Annotated in this window: 17 protein-coding genes; 9 read left to right on the plus strand and 8 right to left on the minus strand. The window is 60.5% G+C overall.

Features of this window, described 5'->3' with window-relative positions:
• Nucleotides 1-116 precede the first annotated feature (116 nt).
• From ACSQ17_RS18665 to ACSQ17_RS18685, 5 genes are all read left to right on the plus strand, one after another.
• Nucleotides 117-776, plus strand: coding sequence for a transglutaminase-like domain-containing protein (locus ACSQ17_RS18665; protein ID WP_436070051.1), 660 nt, complete (start codon nucleotides 117-119; stop codon nucleotides 774-776).
• Nucleotides 777-980: 204 nt separating this feature from the next.
• Nucleotides 981-1,913, plus strand: coding sequence for an ABC transporter ATP-binding protein (locus tag ACSQ17_RS18670; protein WP_436070052.1), 933 nt, complete (start codon nucleotides 981-983; stop codon nucleotides 1,911-1,913).
• Nucleotides 1,914-1,924: 11 nt separating this feature from the next.
• A complete protein-coding gene (locus ACSQ17_RS18675) occupies nucleotides 1,925-2,704 on the plus strand; it encodes an ABC transporter permease (protein ID WP_436070516.1) in 780 nt (259 codons plus the stop codon).
• 91 nt (nucleotides 2,705-2,795) lie between these two features.
• Entirely contained in the window at nucleotides 2,796-3,827 is a 1,032-nt protein-coding gene (locus ACSQ17_RS18680; protein ID WP_436070053.1) for an efflux RND transporter periplasmic adaptor subunit, read from the plus strand.
• Complete coding sequence (locus ACSQ17_RS18685) at nucleotides 3,824-6,892, plus strand: efflux RND transporter permease subunit (protein WP_436070054.1); 3,069 nt, start codon at nucleotides 3,824-3,826, stop codon at nucleotides 6,890-6,892. Before ACSQ17_RS18680 ends, ACSQ17_RS18685 begins: the two co-directional genes overlap by 4 nt.
• A 96-nt stretch (nucleotides 6,893-6,988) precedes the next feature.
• On the opposite strand, the gene ACSQ17_RS18690 is transcribed toward ACSQ17_RS18685, so the two are convergent.
• A complete protein-coding gene (locus ACSQ17_RS18690; protein ID WP_436070055.1) occupies nucleotides 6,989-7,996 on the minus strand; it encodes an NADP-dependent oxidoreductase in 1,008 nt (335 codons plus the stop codon).
• 224 nt (nucleotides 7,997-8,220) lie between these two features.
• Here ACSQ17_RS18690 and ACSQ17_RS18695 point away from each other — a divergent pair, with 224 nt between their 5' ends.
• On the plus strand, nucleotides 8,221-8,982 hold the full coding sequence (locus tag ACSQ17_RS18695) for an SDR family oxidoreductase (RefSeq protein ID WP_436070056.1): 762 nt from the start codon (nucleotides 8,221-8,223) through the stop codon (nucleotides 8,980-8,982).
• 153 nt (nucleotides 8,983-9,135) lie between these two features.
• The gene (locus tag ACSQ17_RS18700; protein WP_436070057.1) at nucleotides 9,136-10,020 is read left to right on the plus strand and encodes a bile acid:sodium symporter family protein; all 885 of its coding nucleotides are present in this window, start codon (nucleotides 9,136-9,138) and stop codon (nucleotides 10,018-10,020) included.
• Nucleotides 10,021-10,080: 60 nt separating this feature from the next.
• On the opposite strand, the gene cysB is transcribed toward ACSQ17_RS18700, so the two are convergent.
• From cysB to ACSQ17_RS18725, 5 genes are all read right to left on the minus strand, one after another.
• Nucleotides 10,081-11,055: an HTH-type transcriptional regulator CysB gene (gene cysB / locus ACSQ17_RS18705; protein WP_436070058.1), complete on the minus strand. Its 975-nt coding sequence runs from the start codon at nucleotides 11,053-11,055 to the stop codon at nucleotides 10,081-10,083.
• Between the two features lie 112 nt (nucleotides 11,056-11,167).
• Entirely contained in the window at nucleotides 11,168-11,668 is a 501-nt protein-coding gene (locus ACSQ17_RS18710; RefSeq protein ID WP_436070059.1) for a universal stress protein, read from the minus strand.
• 143 nt (nucleotides 11,669-11,811) lie between these two features.
• Nucleotides 11,812-12,717: a 5'-nucleotidase gene (locus ACSQ17_RS18715; protein ID WP_436070060.1), complete on the minus strand. Its 906-nt coding sequence runs from the start codon at nucleotides 12,715-12,717 to the stop codon at nucleotides 11,812-11,814.
• A gap of 12 nt (nucleotides 12,718-12,729) precedes the next feature.
• Nucleotides 12,730-13,674, minus strand: coding sequence for a putative 2-dehydropantoate 2-reductase (locus ACSQ17_RS18720; RefSeq protein ID WP_436070061.1), 945 nt, complete (start codon nucleotides 13,672-13,674; stop codon nucleotides 12,730-12,732).
• Entirely contained in the window at nucleotides 13,674-14,009 is a 336-nt protein-coding gene (locus ACSQ17_RS18725; RefSeq protein ID WP_436070062.1) for a thioredoxin, read from the minus strand. Before ACSQ17_RS18725 ends, ACSQ17_RS18720 begins: the two co-directional genes overlap by 1 nt.
• Nucleotides 14,010-14,058: 49 nt before the next feature.
• Between ACSQ17_RS18725 and ACSQ17_RS18730 the strand changes: the two genes are divergently transcribed.
• Nucleotides 14,059-14,478, plus strand: a complete 420-nt coding sequence (locus ACSQ17_RS18730; protein ID WP_436070063.1) for a PilZ domain-containing protein — start codon at nucleotides 14,059-14,061, stop codon at nucleotides 14,476-14,478.
• Between the two features lie 179 nt (nucleotides 14,479-14,657).
• On the plus strand, nucleotides 14,658-15,734 hold the full coding sequence (locus ACSQ17_RS18735; protein ID WP_436070064.1) for a 3-deoxy-7-phosphoheptulonate synthase: 1,077 nt from the start codon (nucleotides 14,658-14,660) through the stop codon (nucleotides 15,732-15,734).
• A 168-nt stretch (nucleotides 15,735-15,902) separates the two neighbouring features.
• Here the strand turns inward: ACSQ17_RS18735 and ACSQ17_RS18740 are convergent, their stop codons facing one another.
• Together ACSQ17_RS18740 and ACSQ17_RS18745 are read right to left on the minus strand one after the other, a co-directional pair.
• Nucleotides 15,903-17,099 (minus strand): benzoate/H(+) symporter BenE family transporter, encoded by a 1,197-nt coding sequence (locus ACSQ17_RS18740; RefSeq protein WP_436070065.1) that lies wholly within the window; start codon nucleotides 17,097-17,099, stop codon nucleotides 15,903-15,905.
• Complete coding sequence (locus ACSQ17_RS18745) at nucleotides 17,099-17,710, minus strand: LysE family translocator (protein WP_436070066.1); 612 nt, start codon at nucleotides 17,708-17,710, stop codon at nucleotides 17,099-17,101. Before ACSQ17_RS18745 ends, ACSQ17_RS18740 begins: the two co-directional genes overlap by 1 nt.
• Between the last annotated feature and the right edge of the window lie 38 nt (nucleotides 17,711-17,748).

Raw genomic sequence — 17,748 nt, forward strand, 5'->3', positions numbered from 1 at the left:
CCATCACGAGCGTAGTCGTCATTGATGGCGACAAGAGCGGTGAGCTTGGCCGAATCGTCGTGACATTGGCCGGACTCGCGTCGTTAGACTGGTTTCTCAGTCATGGAGAAAACCCGATGCGTGAATACCTCGAGCCCGGCCGCTTCATCGATAGTGACCACCCCGCGCTGGTGGAGTTCGCAGAAAAGTTTCGCGGCGCCAGTCGAGACCCACGCGAACAGGCTGTCAGCCTGTACTACGCGGTGCGTGATGAAATTCGCTACAACCCCTACGTATTCAGCCGTGATGCCGAAACGTTGAAGGCCAGCCACGCATTGCAGGCGGGAGAGAGTTACTGCGTGCCTAAGGCCACCTTACTCGCCGCCTGCGCCCGCCATTGCGGTATCCCGGCGCGTATCGGCCTGGCCGATGTGCGCAACCATCTGGCCACCCCGCGGCTGCTGGAGATGCTGCGCAGCGAAGTGTTCGCCATGCACGGCTACACCGAGTTGTACCTTGAGGGCCGCTGGGTCAAGGCCACGCCGGCGTTCAACCTGGCGCTGTGTCGGGTATTTAAGGTCGCGCCGCTGGAATTCGATGGCCTGAGTGACAGCGTATTCCACCCGTTCAACCAGCAGGGTGAGCGGTATATGGAATACCTGCATGACCACGGTCAGTTTGCCGATGTGCCGGAGCCGCTGTTCTTCGGTCATCTGGCTACGTGTTACCCACATCTGTTTGCCGATGACGCGTTGTCGATCAGTGGCGACTTCGCCGCCGAGGCCGTACCTGGCTGATCTATCGACCGGGCTGATAAGCACCATCGGCAACTGCCGCGTTTAATCTGCGCCCGGCGCTGGTAGGCTGCTGCCCTGCTCGGGGCCGGCAGATTTCCCTAAAAGGGCTGCGGTGCAGGTGTGCCAGGCGCTAGACTTGAGCCACTTCGCGCTGTTGCTGCGTCCTTCTCGATTCCTCTTATTCAATCAGGTGTGCGCATTTTTATGAGTACCGCTCTGTCCATTCGCCAGTTGACCAAGACCTATGGCAACGGCTTCCAGGCGCTGCATGGCATCGATCTGGACGTGGCTGAAGGTGATTTCTTCGCCTTGCTCGGCTCCAACGGTGCCGGCAAATCCACCACCATCGGCATTCTTTCGACCCTGGTGACCAAGAGCAGCGGCACGGTCAATGTGTTCGGTCACGACCTGGACAAACAACCTTCGGCCCTTAAGCGCTGTCTGGGTGTGGTGCCGCAGGAGTTCAACTTCAACCAGTTCGAAAAGGCCTTCGATATCGTCGTGACCCAGGCTGGCTATTACGGTATCCCGGCAAAAATCGCCAAGGAGCGCGCCGAGCAGTACCTCAATCAGCTTGGCTTGTGGGGCAAGCACAACGTGCCGTCGCGTGAGTTGTCCGGCGGGATGAAGCGCCGCCTTATGATCGCCCGTGCGCTGGTGCATCAGCCGCGTCTGTTGATTCTCGATGAGCCGACGGCCGGGGTGGATATCGAACTGCGCCGTTCGATGTGGAGCTTTCTCACCGAACTGAATGAGCAGGGCATCACCATCATCCTCACCACCCATTACCTGGAAGAGGCTGAACAGCTGTGCCGTAACATCGGCATCATCGACCACGGGCGGATTGTCGAGAACACCAGCATGAAGGACCTGCTGAAGAAACTGCATGTGGAAACCTTCCTGCTTGACCTCAAGGACGCCCAGCTGGTCGCCCCGCAGCTGATGGGTTACCCCGCGCAACTGCTCGACGCGCACACCCTGGAAGTGCAGGTGGACAAGGCCCAAGGCATTACCGAGCTGTTCCGTCAGCTGGCCTTGCAGAAGATTGAGGTGCTCAGCTTGCGCAACAAAACCAACCGCCTGGAGGAACTGTTCGTCTCCCTGGTCGAGAAAAACCTGGCGAAGGTGGCGTTATGAGCACGGCTTATCTGAATTCCGAATTCACCGCCAACATGGTCGCGTTGCGCACCATCGTTTACCGCGAAATCCGCCGCTTTACCCGCATCTGGCCACAGACTCTGCTGCCGCCAGCGATCACCATGGTTCTGTACTTTGTGATCTTCGGCAACCTGATCGGCAGCCAAATCGGCGACATGGGTGGCTTCACTTATATGGAGTACATCGTGCCGGGGCTGATCATGATGTCGGTGATCACCAACTCTTACGGCAACGTAGTGTCGAGCTTCTTTGGCAGCAAGTTCCAGCGCTCCATCGAGGAGTTGATGGTTTCGCCGGTATCGCCGCACATCATCCTCACCGGCTATGTGATCGGTGGTGTGCTGCGCGGCCTGGCAGTGGGGCTGATCGTCACCGTGCTGTCGCTGTTCTTCACTCACCTGCAGGTGCACCACCTCGGCGTGACCGTGCTGGTGGTGCTGCTGACCGCGACCATCTTCTCCCTCGGCGGTTTTATTAACGCCGTGTATGCGCGCAACTTCGATGATATTTCGATCATCCCGACCTTTGTGCTGACGCCGTTGACCTACCTGGGCGGGGTGTTCTATTCGATCAGCCTGTTGCCGCAGTTCTGGCAAACGGTGTCGCTGGCCAACCCGGTGCTGCATATGGTCAACGCTTTCCGCTATGGCATTCTTGGCGTTTCCGACATCCGCATCGGCGTGGCCATCGCCTTTATGCTGGTCGCCACCGCTGTGCTGTATGGCGTGTGCATCCGCTTGCTGGTCAGCGGTCGGGGCATGCGCCAGTAACCGGGCAGCCAACATCGGGAAACATTTTTAACGGCTGATCTGTGCGGCTCGGCCGTTAGACTCAGCCTCTACAAAGAATTAGGGGTTGTATATGTTTGCCCGCACACCTGCTCTGCTCGGTACAGCTGTTCTGTTGTGTTCGCTCATCAGTGGACAGGTGCAGGCCAATGAAGGACCACTGGTCGAGGTGGTCAAACCCGAGCGCAGCCTGGTGCGTGATGAACTGGTGACCTTCGGTTCGCTGCGCCCCGACGAGTCGGTGATGATCCGTCCGGAAATCGCCGGGCGCGTGGCGCAACTGCATTTTCGCGAAGGCCAGCGGGTTGCCGTCGGTGAGTTGCTGGTCAGCCTGGATGATTCAATTGCCCGCGCCGAACTGGCCCAGGCACGGGCCAATCTGAACCTCGCGGAAAAGAATTTCGAACGTGCGCAGATGCTGTTCAAACGCGGTGCCAGCAACGCTCAGGCGCTGGATGAAGCCAGCGCCCAGCAACAGGCCTCGCGCGCCAGCCTGGCGTTGTCCCAGGCGCGCCTGGACAAGACGCGCATTGTCGCCCCTTATGATGGTGTGCTGGGTTTACGCGCCGTCAGCCCCGGCGATTACCTCAGCGAAGGCCAGGACATCGTCAACCTGGAGGTGCTCGATCCGCTCAAGGTGGATTTCCGCATTCCGCAGAAGGCCGTCAGCCAGATCCGCCTCAAGCAGGTCATCGAGATCAGCCTGGATGCCTACCCGGGTGAGCGCTTCAAGGGCGAGATCTTCGCCATCAACCCACGTCTGGACGAAGCCGGGCGCAGCCAGGCGATCCGCGCCAACCTCAACAACAGTGAAGGCCGCTTGAGCCCCGGGCAGTTCGTGCGCGTCTCGGTGATCCTCGCCGAGCGGCCGAATGCCCTGGTAATCCCGGAAGAAGCCATCATGCCGGTGGGTGAGCGCCTGTTGGTCAACCTAGTGGTGGCGGGCAAGGTCGAGCTGCGTGAGGTCAAGTTGGGCAAGCGTCTGGCCGGTAAGGTCGAGGTGCTGGAAGGTCTGCAGGGCGATGAAACCCTGATCAGCGCCGGTTGGCAGAAGGTTCGTGCTGACATGCCGGTGCGCACCAAGGTGGCGGAGCAGCGTTCATGACCCTGTCGGATATCTGCATCCGCCGGCCGGTATTTGCCACGGTCCTCTCGCTGATTGTGGTGCTGCTCGGTTTGATGGCTTACGACCGCCTGGCCGTACGCGAGTACCCGAATATCGATGTGCCGATTGTCACGGTCAACGTCACCTATCCCGGCGCCAGCCCGGAGATCATGGAGTCCCAGGTCGCCCAGCCGATCGAGGATGTGCTGTCGGGTATCGATGGGCTGGATTTCGTCAGCTCCATCAGCCGCTCGGAAAACACCCAGATCACCGCGCAGTTCCGCTTGGGCAGCAACTCCGATGAGGCTGCCAACGATGTGCGCGACCGTCTGGGCCGTGTGCGTGGCCTGCTGCCGGATGAAATTGCCGAGCCCATCGTGCAGAAGGTTGAGGCCGACGCCCAGCCGGTGATCTGGATTGCCTTCTACAGCGAACGCTACAGCGCCATGGAGATCACCGATGTGCTGGAGCGGGTGATCAAGGATCGCCTGCAGACCATCCCCGGTGTTTCCGAAGTGCAGATTCGCGGCGCGCGCACCTTCGCCATGCGCATCTGGCTGGACCCGGAAAAGCTCGCCGCGCATAACCTCACCGTGCAGGATGTAGAAGACGCCCTGCGCCGGCAGAACGTCGAAATTCCGGCCGGGCGTATTGAATCGCAGCAGCGCGAATTCACCGTGCTCTCGGAAACCGACATGAACACCCCGGAGCAGTTCAACCAACTGATCCTTGATGATTCACGCGGTTACCTGCTGCGCCTGGCGGATGTGGGCTATGCCGAAATCGGTGCGCAGGATGAGCGCAGCATCGTGCGTTACAAAGGCAAGCCGGCGGTGTCGATGGGTATGATCAAACAGGCCACTGCCAACCCGCTGGACATCTCCGATGGCCTGGCGGCGGCCATGCCCGACGTGCGTGCGCTGCTGCCCGATGGCATGGAAATGGCGGTGGCCAACGACAACTCGCAGTTTATTCGCGAGTCGATCGACAACGTGTTTATCACCATCTGGGAAGCGGTGGGGCTGGTCATCCTGATCATCTTCATCTTCCTGCGTTCGTTGCGCGCCACCATCATCCCGCTGGTGACCATCCCGGTGTCGCTGATCGGCGCGTTTGCCCTGATGAGCCTGATGGGTTTCACCATCAACACCCTGACCCTGCTGGCCATGGTACTGGCCATCGGTCTGGTGGTGGACGATGCCATCGTCATGTTGGAGAACATCCACCGGCATATCGAAGAAGGCATGGCCCCGGTGCAGGCGGCGCTCAAGGGCAGCCGCGAGATTGCCTTTGCGGTGATCGCCATGACCCTGACCCTGGCCGCCGTGTTTGCCCCCATCGGCTTTATGCAGGGCACCACAGGCAAGCTGTTTACCGAGTTTGCCTGGACCCTGGCCGGCGCGGTGCTGGTGTCCGGTTTTGTCGCCCTGACCCTGACGCCGATGATGTGCGCACTGCTGCTCAAGCCGCATCAAGCCGGCGAGCGGCACAACCGCGTGTACAACCTGATCGAAAACTTCCTCAACGGCCTGACCTACAGCTACAAACACCTGCTGACCAAGGCGCTGAACCTCTGGGTGCTGGTGGTCGGTCTGCTGGTACTGACCATCGTGGCCTGCGTGCTGCTGTTTGCCGGGCTCAAATCGGAGCTGGCACCCACCGAAGACACCGGTACCATCATCGGCGTGTTCAATGGCCCGGATGGCGCCACCATCAACTACACCGGGCGCTATGCCCGTGAAGTCGAGGCGGCCTACGCGAGTATCCCCGAGACCAATCGCTATATGGTGATTGCCGGCTTCCCGACGGTGGCTCAGGGCATTTCCTTTATGAAGCTGGAAGACTGGGCCGACCGTTCGCGCAGCCAGTTCGAAATTCGCAATGAGCTGCTGCCCAAGTTGCAGGACATCGCCGGCATTCGCGCCTTCCCGGTCAACCGGCCGCCCCTGGGGCAGAGCGCGCGTAACCAGCCGGTGAACTTCGTGATCCGCTCCTCCATGGAGTACAGCGAGTTGCAGAGTTATGTCGATGAGCTGCTTAACGCGCTGCGCGATTACCCGGGCCTGGAAAGCCTGGACAGTGACCTCAAGCTCAATGCGCCACAGCTCAAAGTCGCGGTCAATCGTGAGCAGGCAGTGGCGGTGGGGTCAGACGTATCGACCATCGGCCGCAGCCTGGAGAGCCTGTTCGGCAGCCGTCAGGTGACGCGCTTCAAGCAGAATGGCGAGCAATACGATGTGCTGGTGCAGTTGCAAGGCGTCGACCGCAGTAACCCGCAGGATCTCGACCGCGTGTATGTGCGTGGACGTGACGACAGCATGGTGCAGCTGTCCAACCTGATCGAGGTGCGCGAGACCGTGGCGCCGCGCGAGCTTAACCACTTCAACCAGCTGCGTGCGGTCACGGTGAGCGCCAACGTCGGCTCTGGCTACACCTTGGGTGAGGCCTTGGCGCATCTGGAGGCGACGGCGCGCACGGTGTTCCCGCCGGAGACCCAGTACGACTACACCGGCACCTCGCGGGACTTCAAGGAGTCCAGCGCCGGCATTGCGTTGATCTTTGCCCTGGCCCTGGCGTTTATCTTCCTGGTGCTGGCAGCACAGTTCGAAAGCTTTACCGACCCGCTGATCATCCTGTTCAGCGTGCCGCTGTCGATGGCCGGTGCCTTGCTGGCGCTGACGTTATTCGGCGGCACGTTGAACATCTACTCGCAGATCGGTCTGGTGACGCTGATCGGCCTGATTACCAAGCACGGCATCCTGATCGTCGAGTTTGCCAACGTGCTGCTGCGTCAGGGCCATGAACTGCGCGGTGCGGTAATTGAGGCGTCGGTGCAGCGTCTGCGGCCGATTCTGATGACCACCGGGGCGATGGTGTTGGGTTCGGTGCCGTTGGCAATTGCCACCGGAGCCGGTGCGGAGAGCCGGCAGCAGATTGGTATGGTGATTGTCGGCGGCCTGTTGGTAGGCACCTTCTTCACCCTGTTTGTGATCCCGACCCTGTACATGCTGCTGCGCCGCTGGCGGCCGATTAAACAGGACAGTGAGGAAATGGCGGTTGCGTAGGTGGCCGTAGGCTTAGCTTGGTAAGCCACCATAAGCTGTGGAAGGGTTTTAGCCGCGATATTGCAATCGTCGCGGCTAAACCCCCTCCCACAACAGTCAGTCGACCTTAAGCACCAGCTTGCCGAAGTTCTCGCCGCTGAACAGCTTGAGCAAGGTTTCCGGGAAGGTCGTCAGGCCGCTGACGATATCTTCCTTGGACTTCAGCTTGCCGCTGGCCAGCCAGCCGCCCATCTCCGCCGCCGCTTCGGCAAAGCGCGGGGCGTAGGTCATCACCACCATGCCTTCCATGCGTGCGCTGTTAACCAGCAGATTGAGGTAATTCGCTGGGCCTTTGACCGCCTGTTTGTTGTTGTACTGGCTGATCGCGCCACAGATGACCACCCGCGCCTTGAAGGCCAGGCGGGTGAGCACCGCATCGAGAATGTCGCCGCCGACGTTATCGAAATACACGTCCACCCCTTTGGGGCACTCGCGCTTGAGGCCGGCGATCACGTCTTCGTTCTTGTAGTCGATGGCGCCATCGAAGCCCAGTTCATCGATCAGGAACTTGCACTTGTCCGCACCGCCGGCAATGCCGACCACACGGCAACCCTTGAGCTTGGCGATCTGCCCGGCCACGCTGCCGACCGCGCCGGCTGCGCCGGAAATCACTACGGTTTCACCGGCTTGCGGCGCGCCGACATCAAGCAGGGCGAAGTAGGCGGTCATCCCGGTCATGCCCAGCGCCGACAGATACAGCGGCAGCGGCGCGCGCTTGGGGTCGACCTTGTAGAAACCCTTGGGCTCACCGAGGAAGTAATCCTGCACGCCCAGTGCACCATTTACATGATCACCGACGGCAAAGTCCGGGTGCTGCGAGGCGATTACTTCACCGACGCCGAGGGCGCGCATCACTTCACCGATACCGACCGGTGGGATGTAGGACTTGGCATCGTTCATCCAGCCACGCATGGCCGGGTCCAGCGACAGGTAGGCGTTTTTCACCAGAATCTGGCCAGGGCCGGGTTCACCGACGTTGGTTTCCACATAGCTGAAGGTTTCGCGGCTGGGCAGGCCGACCGGGCGTTGGGCAAGCAGGAACTGGCGGTTGAGTGGGGCGGTCATGGCAGGTACTCACTGAACGGAAAGACTGTTGATAGCCCGTGCTGGTCAGTGGGGCAAGGTTTGCCCGTGGGCCGAATGCTTATTGATCGATGTGAGTGATGTGCTGATGGGGGTGTTAATCACTCATCTGGATGGAGCTTTCACTGCCAACCTGATAGTGCTGCCGTGGTACGCAGGAGCTGATTAGACTCCGCTGAGTTTCTAATCCTTGCGAGGACATGCAGATGAGCTTTAGCTTTTCCGGCCGGGTTGCCCTGGTCACCGGTGGTGCTGCTGGTATTGGTCGTGCCACGGCACTGGCATTCGCCAACGAAGGCCTGCAGGTGGTGGTGTCCGACGTCGATGTTGCAGGTGGCGAAGCGACCGTGGCGCTGATCCGTGAAGCCGGTGGTGACGCGCTGTTCGTACGCTGCGACGTGACCCGCGATGCCGAGGTCAAGGTGCTGATGGAGCGTACGCTGGGCGCGTATGGCCGTCTGGACTATGCCTTCAACAACGCCGGCATCGAGATCGAGAAGGGCAAGCTGGCCGAAGGCAGCGAAAGCGAGTTCGATGCCATCATGGGCGTCAACGTCAAAGGTGTGTGGCTGTGCATGAAGCACCAGATCCCGCTGTTGCTGGCGCAGGGCGGCGGCGCGATCGTCAATACCGCTTCGGTTGCCGGCCTGGGCGCTGCGCCGAAGATGAGCATCTATGCCGCGTCCAAGCACGCAGTGATCGGTCTGACCAAATCGGCAGCGGTCGAGTACGCGAAGAAGAAAGTACGGGTCAACGCCGTATGCCCGGCGGTGATCGACACCGACATGTTCCGCCGCGCCTATGAAGCCGATCCGAAGAAGGGCGAGTTCGCCGCCGCCATGCACCCGGTCGGGCGCATCGGCAAGGTTGAGGAAATCGCCGCTGCCGTGCTGTACCTGTGCTGCGATAACGCAGCGTTCACCACTGGCCAGGCATTGGCGGTGGATGGCGGGGCGACTGCGATCTGACGTTCAGCAGGTTGCGATAAAAAAGGTGCCCATGTGGCACCTTTTTACATATGGGGCCTCCCAGCCTGGACGATTGGCCGCTAAAGTCACTGCGAACGCCATCACGCTCTCGCCAGAATCGTCGCGCTGTCCCGATCCCGGAGTAGAACAATAATGACTGCTGATCCGTTACTGACCCTGTTTCTCCCCATCGCCCTGGGCATCATCATGCTCGGCTTGGGTCTGTCGCTGACCCTGGCCGATTTTGCCCGGGTGGTGAAGTTCCCTAAACCGGTGCTGATCGGCCTGGCTTGCCAGCTGTTGCTGCTGCCACTGGTGTGCTTCTTTCTGGCCAAGGCGTTTGGTCTGGCCCCGGCACTGGCGGTTGGCCTGATGCTGCTGGCCGCTTCGCCAGGCGGCACCACGGCCAACCTCTACAGTCACCTGGCGCATGGTGATGTGGCGCTGAATATCACCCTGACGGCGGTCAATTCGGTGATTGCCGTGCTGACCATGCCGCTGATCGTCAATTTGTCGCTGGCCTACTTTATGGAAGGCGATCAGGCTCTGCCGCTGCAGTTCACCAAGGTGGTGCAGGTGTTTGTCATCGTCCTTGGCCCGGTGGCCATCGGCATTTGGCTGCGCAGCCGCTTCCCGGGTTTTGCCGCGCGCATGGAAAAGCCGGTGAAGATCATCTCCGCGCTATTTCTGTTGATCATCATCCTGCTGGCGGTGGTCAAGGACTGGCAGACCTTCGTCGATTACGCGCCTCTGGTGGGCGGTGCGGCGCTGGCCTTCAACCTGATCAGCCTGGCGGTGGGCTACTGGGTGCCGCGTCTGTGCAAGCTCAGCCTGCGTCAGTCGGTTGCCATCGGCATGGAAATCGGCATTCACAACGGCACCCTGGCGATTGCCTTGGCACTGAGCCCGATGCTGTTGAACAACGCGACCATGTCCATCCCGGCGGCGATCTACAGCATCATCATGTTCTTTACTGCGGCGGCCTTCGGCTGGTGGGTGAACTTCGCCCATGGCAAAGAATTGAAAGCCACTGAATAGGTATGGCCGAGCATGAAAAGCCCGTCACTTGGACGGGCTTTTTCATATCTGCTGGTTGGCTCAGTGCAGTGGCAGCTCAACGCCTTCGAACAGCTCTTCCAGCTCGACTTTGCTGTGGCACTGTACGGCCTTGGCCATGACGTCGCGGGTCAGGTGCGGGGCGAATTTCTCGATAAAGTCGCACATGAAACCGCGCAGGAAGGTGCCGCGACGGAAGCCGATCTTGGTTACGCTGGACTCGAACAGGTCGCTGGCATCCAGTACCACCAGATCCGGGTCGAGTTTAGCGTCGACCGCCATTTTGGCCACGATGCCTACGCCTAGGCCCAGGCGTACGTAAGTCTTGATCACGTCGGCGTCGGCGGCGGTGAACACCACTTTTGGCGTCAGGCCGCGATGGCTGAAGGCCTCGTCGAGTTTCGATCGGCCGGTAAAACCGAAGGTGTAGGTGACGATTTCATGCTCGGCCAGGGCTTCCAGGGTCAGCTTCGGCAGCTTGGTCAGCGGGTGGCCCTGGGGCACGATCACGCAGCGGTTCCAGCGGTAGCAGGGCATCATGATCAGGTCGTTGAACAGCTCCAGGCCTTCAGTGGCGATGGCGAAATCCACGGTGCCATCGGCGGCCATTTCGGAAATCTGTGTCGGTGTGCCCTGGTGCATGTGCAGGGCGACGTCAGGGTACTGTTTGATAAAGGCGCTGATCACCGGCGGCAGGGCGTAGCGCGCCTGGGTGTGGGTGGTGGCAATCGACAGGGTGCCTTTCTTCTCGTTGGAGAACTCCTGGGCGATCTGCTTAATGCTTTCGACTTTGCGCAGAATCTCGCCAGCGGTGTTGATGATGCGCTCGCCGGCCGGGGTGATGCGGGTCAGGTGCTTGCCGCTGCGGGCGAAAACTTCCACGCCCAATTCGTCTTCCAGCAGGCGGATCTGTTTGCTGATGCCGGGCTGCGAGGTGTAGAGGCTTTGCGCGGTGGCAGATACGTTGAGGTCGTGATGCGCGACTTCCCAGATGTAGCGCAGTTGTTGGAGCTTCATAAAAATCCCTCAAAGCAAAAAGACAGCCGTTCAGGTTGCCGGCGTTTTATATAACCATAATGATGATTAAAGCATTAAATCTAGACCAAATATCTAAAAAGACCGCCTTTATTCAAAGTTCTCCACGACTACGGTGTTGCAGCATCGGTACCAGGTACACCGGCACTTCGGAAAGCTGCACCAGGCGCGAGGCTGTCCGTCCCAGGGGAATGTCCATGTCGGTGCCGTGGCTGTGGCTACCTAGGACCAGCAGATCCACGCCGAGTTGCTGCGCTTCATCGAGTATCACCAACGGTGGATCGCCCTGAACCACGCGTACCGCCTTGATCAGATCCAGGTCGTGCACTGCTTCGCCGATCTCATCGCGAAAGCCCTCCAGCACCCGCTGTTCGATGCTGGCCATCACGGTACTCAGGCCGTTGGTGCGCAGTTCCTTGAGCCGCTCTTCATCCAGATAGGTTTGCAGCACCGACTCGGCAAACAGGCCCATGGGCTCCACCGCGTGCACCACATACAGGCTGGCATTGAAGGAGCGGGTCAACGCCAGAGCGTGTTGCAGGATGTAGGGGGCATATAGACCCAAATCAGTGGCATAGAGAATCGAGCGAATCATTCGGCCTCCTTGACTGCCTGACTGGCGGGCCTGATCTGAGCTTAGCAGCGCCATCGGCAAGTCAAAGAAACCACAGGTTTTGAGGACGAATGGTTATATAGATGTTGGGAGAAGAGGGCGCTGATGGCCCTCATGCGTAGGAATTAGAGTTGTGGCTCGTTGCTGATGCCGTGCGGTACGTGGCCGGTGGCGACGACTTCGCGGGCTTTTTCGCAGTGCCCGGCCTGGTCGTCGAAGAACACGTCGGCGCCGAAGGTTTCCAGAATCGCGGCTTTTTCCAGGCCGCCGAGGAAGAACGATTCATCCAGACGAATGTTCCATTCGCGCAGGGTGCGGATCACCCGCTCGTGGGCCGGTGCCGAGCGCGCGGTGACCAGCGCCGTGCGAATCGGGCATTGCTCTTCCGGAAACTCTTGTTGCAGGCGGTGTAGGGCGCCGAGGAACGGCTTGAATGGGCCGCCGCCCAGCAGCTCACGGGCTGACTGCCGTTCATGGCTCTGGAAGGCTTCCAAGCCGGCTTGTTGATAGACCCGCTCGGATTCATCGGAAAACAGCACGGCATCGCCGTCGAAGGCGATACGCAGCTCGTTGCTCGCTGCCCGGCGTGCGCCACCGGAAAGAATGGTCGCCGCGCCAAAACCGGCGCGCAGTGCACTGCGCACATCCTCGGCATGGGTGGAGAGAAACAGGTGGCAACCAAAGGCGGCCAGGTAAGGGTCGGGGCTGCGACCACCGACAAAGGCGGCGCGGGATATGCCCAGACCGTAGTGCTGAATCGAATTGAACGCGCGCAGGCCGGTGTCGGCGCTGTTGCGCGAGACCAGAATCACCTCGACGCGTTGCTGCTTGAGGGTGCTGTTCAGCGTCAGGAGTTTTTCCACCAGGGGAAAGGCATCACCGGGGGCGAGTATCTCGTCCTCATGCTCGATCTGGTATTGGCGATAGGCCTCGACGCCCTGGCTTTCATAAATCTGGTGGCTGTCGCGCAGATCGAACAGCGCCCGCGAGGAAATCGCCAGCACCAGTTTGTCGCCTAATCCTTTGCTCATGGTTGTGTCCTATTACGCGCGTTGTTCGAGAAAACGCAGGGTCTGATAGAGCACCTCGGTGCGCGGCATGGCGCAGCCAGCCTGGGCCGCAGCAGCTAATGGTGCGGCGTAGATGGCGTGCAGTTCCAGCGGGCGTTGCAGGGCGAAGTCGTGGTACATGCTGGGCAGGTAATCTGGCATGCGGTCGGTGGCCGTCAGCAGTTTGCCGGCAAAGCCTGCAGGCAGTTGATAGCCGCAGGCACCGGCGGCATCCACTACTTCCTGCATGATCGCTTCAATCAGTGCGCGGCTTTCGGCATTGCCCATCAGCGCTGTGGTGGCGCTGCCCAGCAGCACAGCCAGGCCGTTGTAGGGCACGTTCCACACCAGCTTCTGCCAGCGCGCCTGGTTCAGTTCGGCCATGCCGATGGAGTCCAGCCCGGCAGCCTGGAACAGTGCGCAGCCTTGTTCGAGGATCTGCTGACGGCTCTCGGCATCGCTCGCCGGGCCTGAGTGATAGCCCAGGTTGACGTTGCCCAGCGCCTGGTGTTCGACCACCCCGGGTGCGCTGCGATGCGCGCAGATGTAGCAAAGGCCGCCCAGCAGGTGCAGTGAGTCGGGCAGCAGCGGGCGCAGTTCGTCTTCCACGGCCAGACCGTTCTGCATCAGTACCACCTTGGCACCGGGGGCCGCAGCCTGACTGATCAGCGGCGCCAGTTCGGTGTTGCTGGTGGTTTTTGCACCCACCAGCAGCCAGTCGCATGGCGGCATCTCGCTGGCCGACTGATACGCCGGCACGTTATCCAGGTGCAGGCTGCCATGCACGGCACTGTTGACCTGCAGGCCCTGACTGGCGACGGCGGCGAACTCGCTGCGCAGCAGGAAGTGCACATCGAAGCCGGCACGGGCCAGCATCAGGCCATAAAAACCGCCAATCGCGCCGGAGCCGAGAATGCCAATACGGGGTGTTGCAGTCATCAGGGAAGTTCCTCTGCGGGGCGCGACAGAGCAGTGTCCAACGCCTGGGTGAGTTCGGCACTGTGCAGAAGGCTGTGCAGTGCGCCATAAAATTGGCCATCGCGTACGGCAAACAGGGCCGGCAGATGGAATACCTCATAACGTGCCACTAAACCGCCATTGTTGGCTGCATCAATCCAAGCCAGACGCTGCACAGGCAGCTGCAGTTTGCCCAGTTCACGGCGGGCCCAACGGCAACTGGCACAACCTATGCTGGTAAATATCAGCAGTGAAATACCGGGCAGGTCGAGCAGAGTGCGGTCTGCATCTAAATCAGTCAGTTCCAGCTCAATCACTATACTGCTCAATGTGGTATCAAATTGATGGCATCCGAGGTAGTCATAGATGCGTCACTTTCTGCGTCATCCCAGTGATATGCCGGTTGAATTGGTGCTGCGCAAACAGGCGTTCGTGCCCAAGCAGCGGCTCAACAATATCAGCCTCGGCGGCGTGGCTTGCAACTCCAGCCGCGCTTTTCGCCGCGGCACGGCCATCGAGTTGCGTATTCCGTTGTTTGGCGAGCATGCGCGTTATCCCGGCCTGGTGGCTTGGTGTCGCAAGCAGGAGGACAAGTACCTGGTAGGTATTGCCTTTGTTGATGAAGACACCCTGTTTCGCGCGCGTATGGTCGAGCAGGTTTGCCAGATTGAGCATTACCGTCATCAGCGTGAGCAGGAGTTGGGCTGTAGCCTGCCCGTCGAACAGGTCGCGCAGGAGTGGATCAGCCAGCACGCTACTGAGTTTTCCCGTGCCAGCCTGAATTAGCTTTTATTAGCTGGCAGCCTTCCGCCGGCGTGGCTTAAGCCGCTATGCCCATTGTCGAGCCGGGCCTTACGCGCTAAGGTTCGGCTTCCCCGCTGTGCTCATAATGCTGTGCTCCGCCACACGGGGATCGCTGGCGGCCGGCACCCGTGACCTGATGACTCTGACTGATGAATAGCACGATGGCTGATTTACCGATTGATGACCTGAACGTTGCCTCCAACGACACCCTGATCACCCCCGCACAGCTCAAGCGTGAAATCCCGCTGACCGAAGCTGCCCTGCGCACGGTTGCCAGTGGTCGTGAGGTGATCCGCAATATTCTCGATGGCAAGGATCACCGCCTGTTTGTGGTGGTAGGGCCGTGCTCGATCCACGACATCAAAGCCGCCCACGAGTATGCCGGGCGCCTCAAGGCACTGGCTGCCGAGCTGTCGGATAGTCTGTATCTGGTCATGCGGGTGTATTTCGAAAAGCCACGTACCACCGTTGGCTGGAAAGGCCTGATCAACGACCCGTTCATGGACGACTCGTTCAAGATCCAGGACGGCCTGCACATCGGTCGTCAACTGCTGCGCGACCTGGCGGAAATGGGCCTGCCGACTGCTACCGAAGCCCTGGACCCGATTTCCCCGCAATACCTGCAGGACCTGATCAGCTGGTCGGCCATCGGCGCGCGTACCACTGAATCGCAAACCCACCGCGAAATGGCTTCCGGCTTGTCCTCGGCTGTGGGCTTCAAGAACGGCACCGACGGCGGCCTGACGGTGGCGATCAACGCCCTGCAGTCGGTCTCCAGCCCGCACCGTTTCCTGGGTATCAACCAGGAAGGTGGCGTGTCCATCGTCACCACCAAGGGCAACGCCTACGGCCACGTGGTGCTGCGCGGTGGCAACGGCAAGCCGAACTACGATTCGGTGAGTGTTGCCGTTTGTGAGCAGGAACTGACAAAAGCCGGCATCCGCCCGAACATCATGGTCGATTGCAGCCACGCCAACTCCAACAAGGACCCGGCCCTGCAACCGCTGGTGATGGACAACGTGGCCAACCAGATCCTTGAAGGTAACCAGTCGATCGTCGGCCTGATGGTGGAAAGTCATCTGGGCTGGGGCAACCAGTCGATTCCCAAGGACCTCAGCCAGCTCAAGTACGGTGTGTCCATTACCGATGCTTGCATCGATTGGGAAAGCACCGAGAAAACCCTGCGCGGCATGCATGCCAAGCTCAAGGACGTGCTGCCAAAGCGTCAGCGCGGCTGATTTCTCCGGCTGTAATAAAAACGGGCTTATGCGTTGTGCATAAGCCCGTTTTTTATGAGTCTTGCATAGCGGGAGCTTTGTGGGAGGCGCTTTAGCGGCGAGCGTTGATCGCTGCTGTCGCGGCGAAAGCCCCTCCCACATGATTTCGAGCCCAGCAATACCCGTCACTCAAACGTCCTGCTTGCCCCAATTCAGAATCGCTAGCGTCAAAAGTCCTGCGACTATGCCCCAGAACGCCGAGCCCACCGTAAACAGGGTCATGCCCGAAGCCGTTACCAGGAAGGTAATCAGCGCCGCTTCGCGTTCTTTCGGCTCGCTCATGGCTTGGGTCAGACCGCCGATGATTGAGGCGAACAGCGCCAGTGCGGCGATGGACAGAATCAAGGCTTTTGGCAGCGCAGCAAACAGCGCGGCCAGGGTGGCGCCGAAGATGCCGGCAATGGCGTAGAACAAGCCGCACCAGATCGCAGCGGTGTAGCGTTTTTTCGGGTCTTCATGGGCTTCCGGGCCGGCGCAGATCGCTGCGCTGATGGCTGCCATATGGATGCCGTGGCTGCCGAACGGCGCCAGCAGGATTGACGTCAGCCCGGTGATACTCAGCAGCGGGCTGGCTGGCACGTCATAACCATTGGCGCGCAGCACGGCCATGCCGGGCAGGTTCTGCGAAGCCATGGCGACGATAAACAGCGGGATGCCGATGCTGATCGCGGCGGCTAGGGAGAAGCTCGGCGTGGTCCATTCCGGCACCGCCAGTTGCAGCTCGAAGTGCTCGAAATTGAGCAGGCCAAACACGCCGGCCAGCACGCTGCCGACGATCAAGGCAGCGAGCACGGCGTAGCGCGGTAGCAGGCGTTTGCCCAGCAGATAAGCGACCAGCATGGCCACCACCAACAGTGGCTGCTGCTCGGCGGCCACGCAGATTTCCAGGCCGATCTTGAACAGCACACCGGCTAGCAACGCGGCGGCGATGGAGGCGGGGATACGGCGCATCAGGCGATCGAAGGTGCCGGTCAGGCCGATCAGCACAATCAGCCCCGAGGCCAGGATATAAGCGCCAATTGCCTCGCTGTAAGGCACGCCGGGCAGGCTGGTGATCAGCAGGGCCGCGCCGGGGGTGGACCAGGCGATCATGATCGGCGCGCGGTAGCGCAGCGAAAGGCCGATGCAGCAGATTGCCATGCCAATCGACAGTGCCCAGATCCATGAGGAAATCTGCCCATTGGTCAGGCCGGCGGCCTGGCCGGCCTGGAACATCAGCACCAGTGAGCTGGTATAGCCGGTAAGCATGGCGATAAAACCGGCGACCACCGCTGAGGTTGAGGTGTCGGCCAGCGGCCGTAGACGGGTATTCGACAAATCGTGCATCAGAGCAGTCCAGTGTCGGCGAATATTGGGTACAGCGAGGCTACCAGCAGTACGGCCATGCTGATATTGAAGATGCGCAGGGCGCGGGCATTGCTCAGCCAGTTGCGCAGCAGGCTGCCCGCGACCGTCCACAGGCCGACGCTGGGGCAGTTGACCAGGGCGAATAAGGCTGCGATCAGCAGCACATTGACCACGAAATTTTCCTGTGGCGTGTAGGTGGTGATGGCGCCAATGGCCATGATCCAGGCTTTCGGGTTGACCCACTGAAAGGCCGCGGCCTGGAGAAAACTGAATGGTTTACCGGCGGCGTTGCTCTGGCTGTCCGGTGCGCCGGAGTTGGCAATCTTCCAGGCCAGGTAAAGCAGGTAGGCGGCGCCCAGATAGCGCAGCACGTTATAGAGCAGTGGCACTTGTTCGAACAGTTGGCCAAGGCCGAGGCCCACCGAGGCCACCAGCAGCATAAAGCCCAGGCTGATGCCGAACATATGCGGCAGGCTGCGGCGCAGGCCGAAGTTCACCCCGCTGGCGAGCAGCATCATGTTGTTCGGGCCCGGCGTTACCGAGGTGACAAAGGCGAAAGCGATAAAGGCGAGCAGCAGTTCGGTAGTCATGGCGCAGCACTCAGAGACAGTGCTGATCAGCCTAGGGG

Source organism: Pseudomonas sp. LjRoot71 (assembly GCF_964253255.1).
In the GTDB taxonomy this organism is placed as follows: domain Bacteria; phylum Pseudomonadota; class Gammaproteobacteria; order Pseudomonadales; family Pseudomonadaceae; genus Aquipseudomonas.

Coding starts and splice junctions, on each gene's coding strand:
- ACSQ17_RS18665 (WP_436070051.1), top strand. CDS start 117: ATGCGTGAATACCTCGAGCCCGGCCGCTTCATCGATAGTGACCACCCC.
- ACSQ17_RS18670 (WP_436070052.1), top strand. CDS start 981: ATGAGTACCGCTCTGTCCATTCGCCAGTTGACCAAGACCTATGGCAAC.
- ACSQ17_RS18680 (WP_436070053.1), top strand. CDS start 2,796: ATGTTTGCCCGCACACCTGCTCTGCTCGGTACAGCTGTTCTGTTGTGT.
- ACSQ17_RS18685 (WP_436070054.1), top strand. CDS start 3,824: ATGACCCTGTCGGATATCTGCATCCGCCGGCCGGTATTTGCCACGGTC.
- ACSQ17_RS18690 (WP_436070055.1), bottom strand. CDS start 7,996: ATGACCGCCCCACTCAACCGCCAGTTCCTGCTTGCCCAACGCCCGGTC.
- ACSQ17_RS18695 (WP_436070056.1), top strand. CDS start 8,221: ATGAGCTTTAGCTTTTCCGGCCGGGTTGCCCTGGTCACCGGTGGTGCT.
- ACSQ17_RS18700 (WP_436070057.1), top strand. CDS start 9,136: ATGACTGCTGATCCGTTACTGACCCTGTTTCTCCCCATCGCCCTGGGC.
- cysB (WP_436070058.1), bottom strand. CDS start 11,055: ATGAAGCTCCAACAACTGCGCTACATCTGGGAAGTCGCGCATCACGAC.
- ACSQ17_RS18710 (WP_436070059.1), bottom strand. CDS start 11,668: ATGATTCGCTCGATTCTCTATGCCACTGATTTGGGTCTATATGCCCCC.
- ACSQ17_RS18715 (WP_436070060.1), bottom strand. CDS start 12,717: ATGAGCAAAGGATTAGGCGACAAACTGGTGCTGGCGATTTCCTCGCGG.
- ACSQ17_RS18720 (WP_436070061.1), bottom strand. CDS start 13,674: ATGACTGCAACACCCCGTATTGGCATTCTCGGCTCCGGCGCGATTGGC.
- ACSQ17_RS18730 (WP_436070063.1), top strand. CDS start 14,059: ATGCGTCACTTTCTGCGTCATCCCAGTGATATGCCGGTTGAATTGGTG.
- ACSQ17_RS18735 (WP_436070064.1), top strand. CDS start 14,658: ATGGCTGATTTACCGATTGATGACCTGAACGTTGCCTCCAACGACACC.
- ACSQ17_RS18740 (WP_436070065.1), bottom strand. CDS start 17,099: ATGCACGATTTGTCGAATACCCGTCTACGGCCGCTGGCCGACACCTCA.
- ACSQ17_RS18745 (WP_436070066.1), bottom strand. CDS start 17,710: ATGACTACCGAACTGCTGCTCGCCTTTATCGCTTTCGCCTTTGTCACC.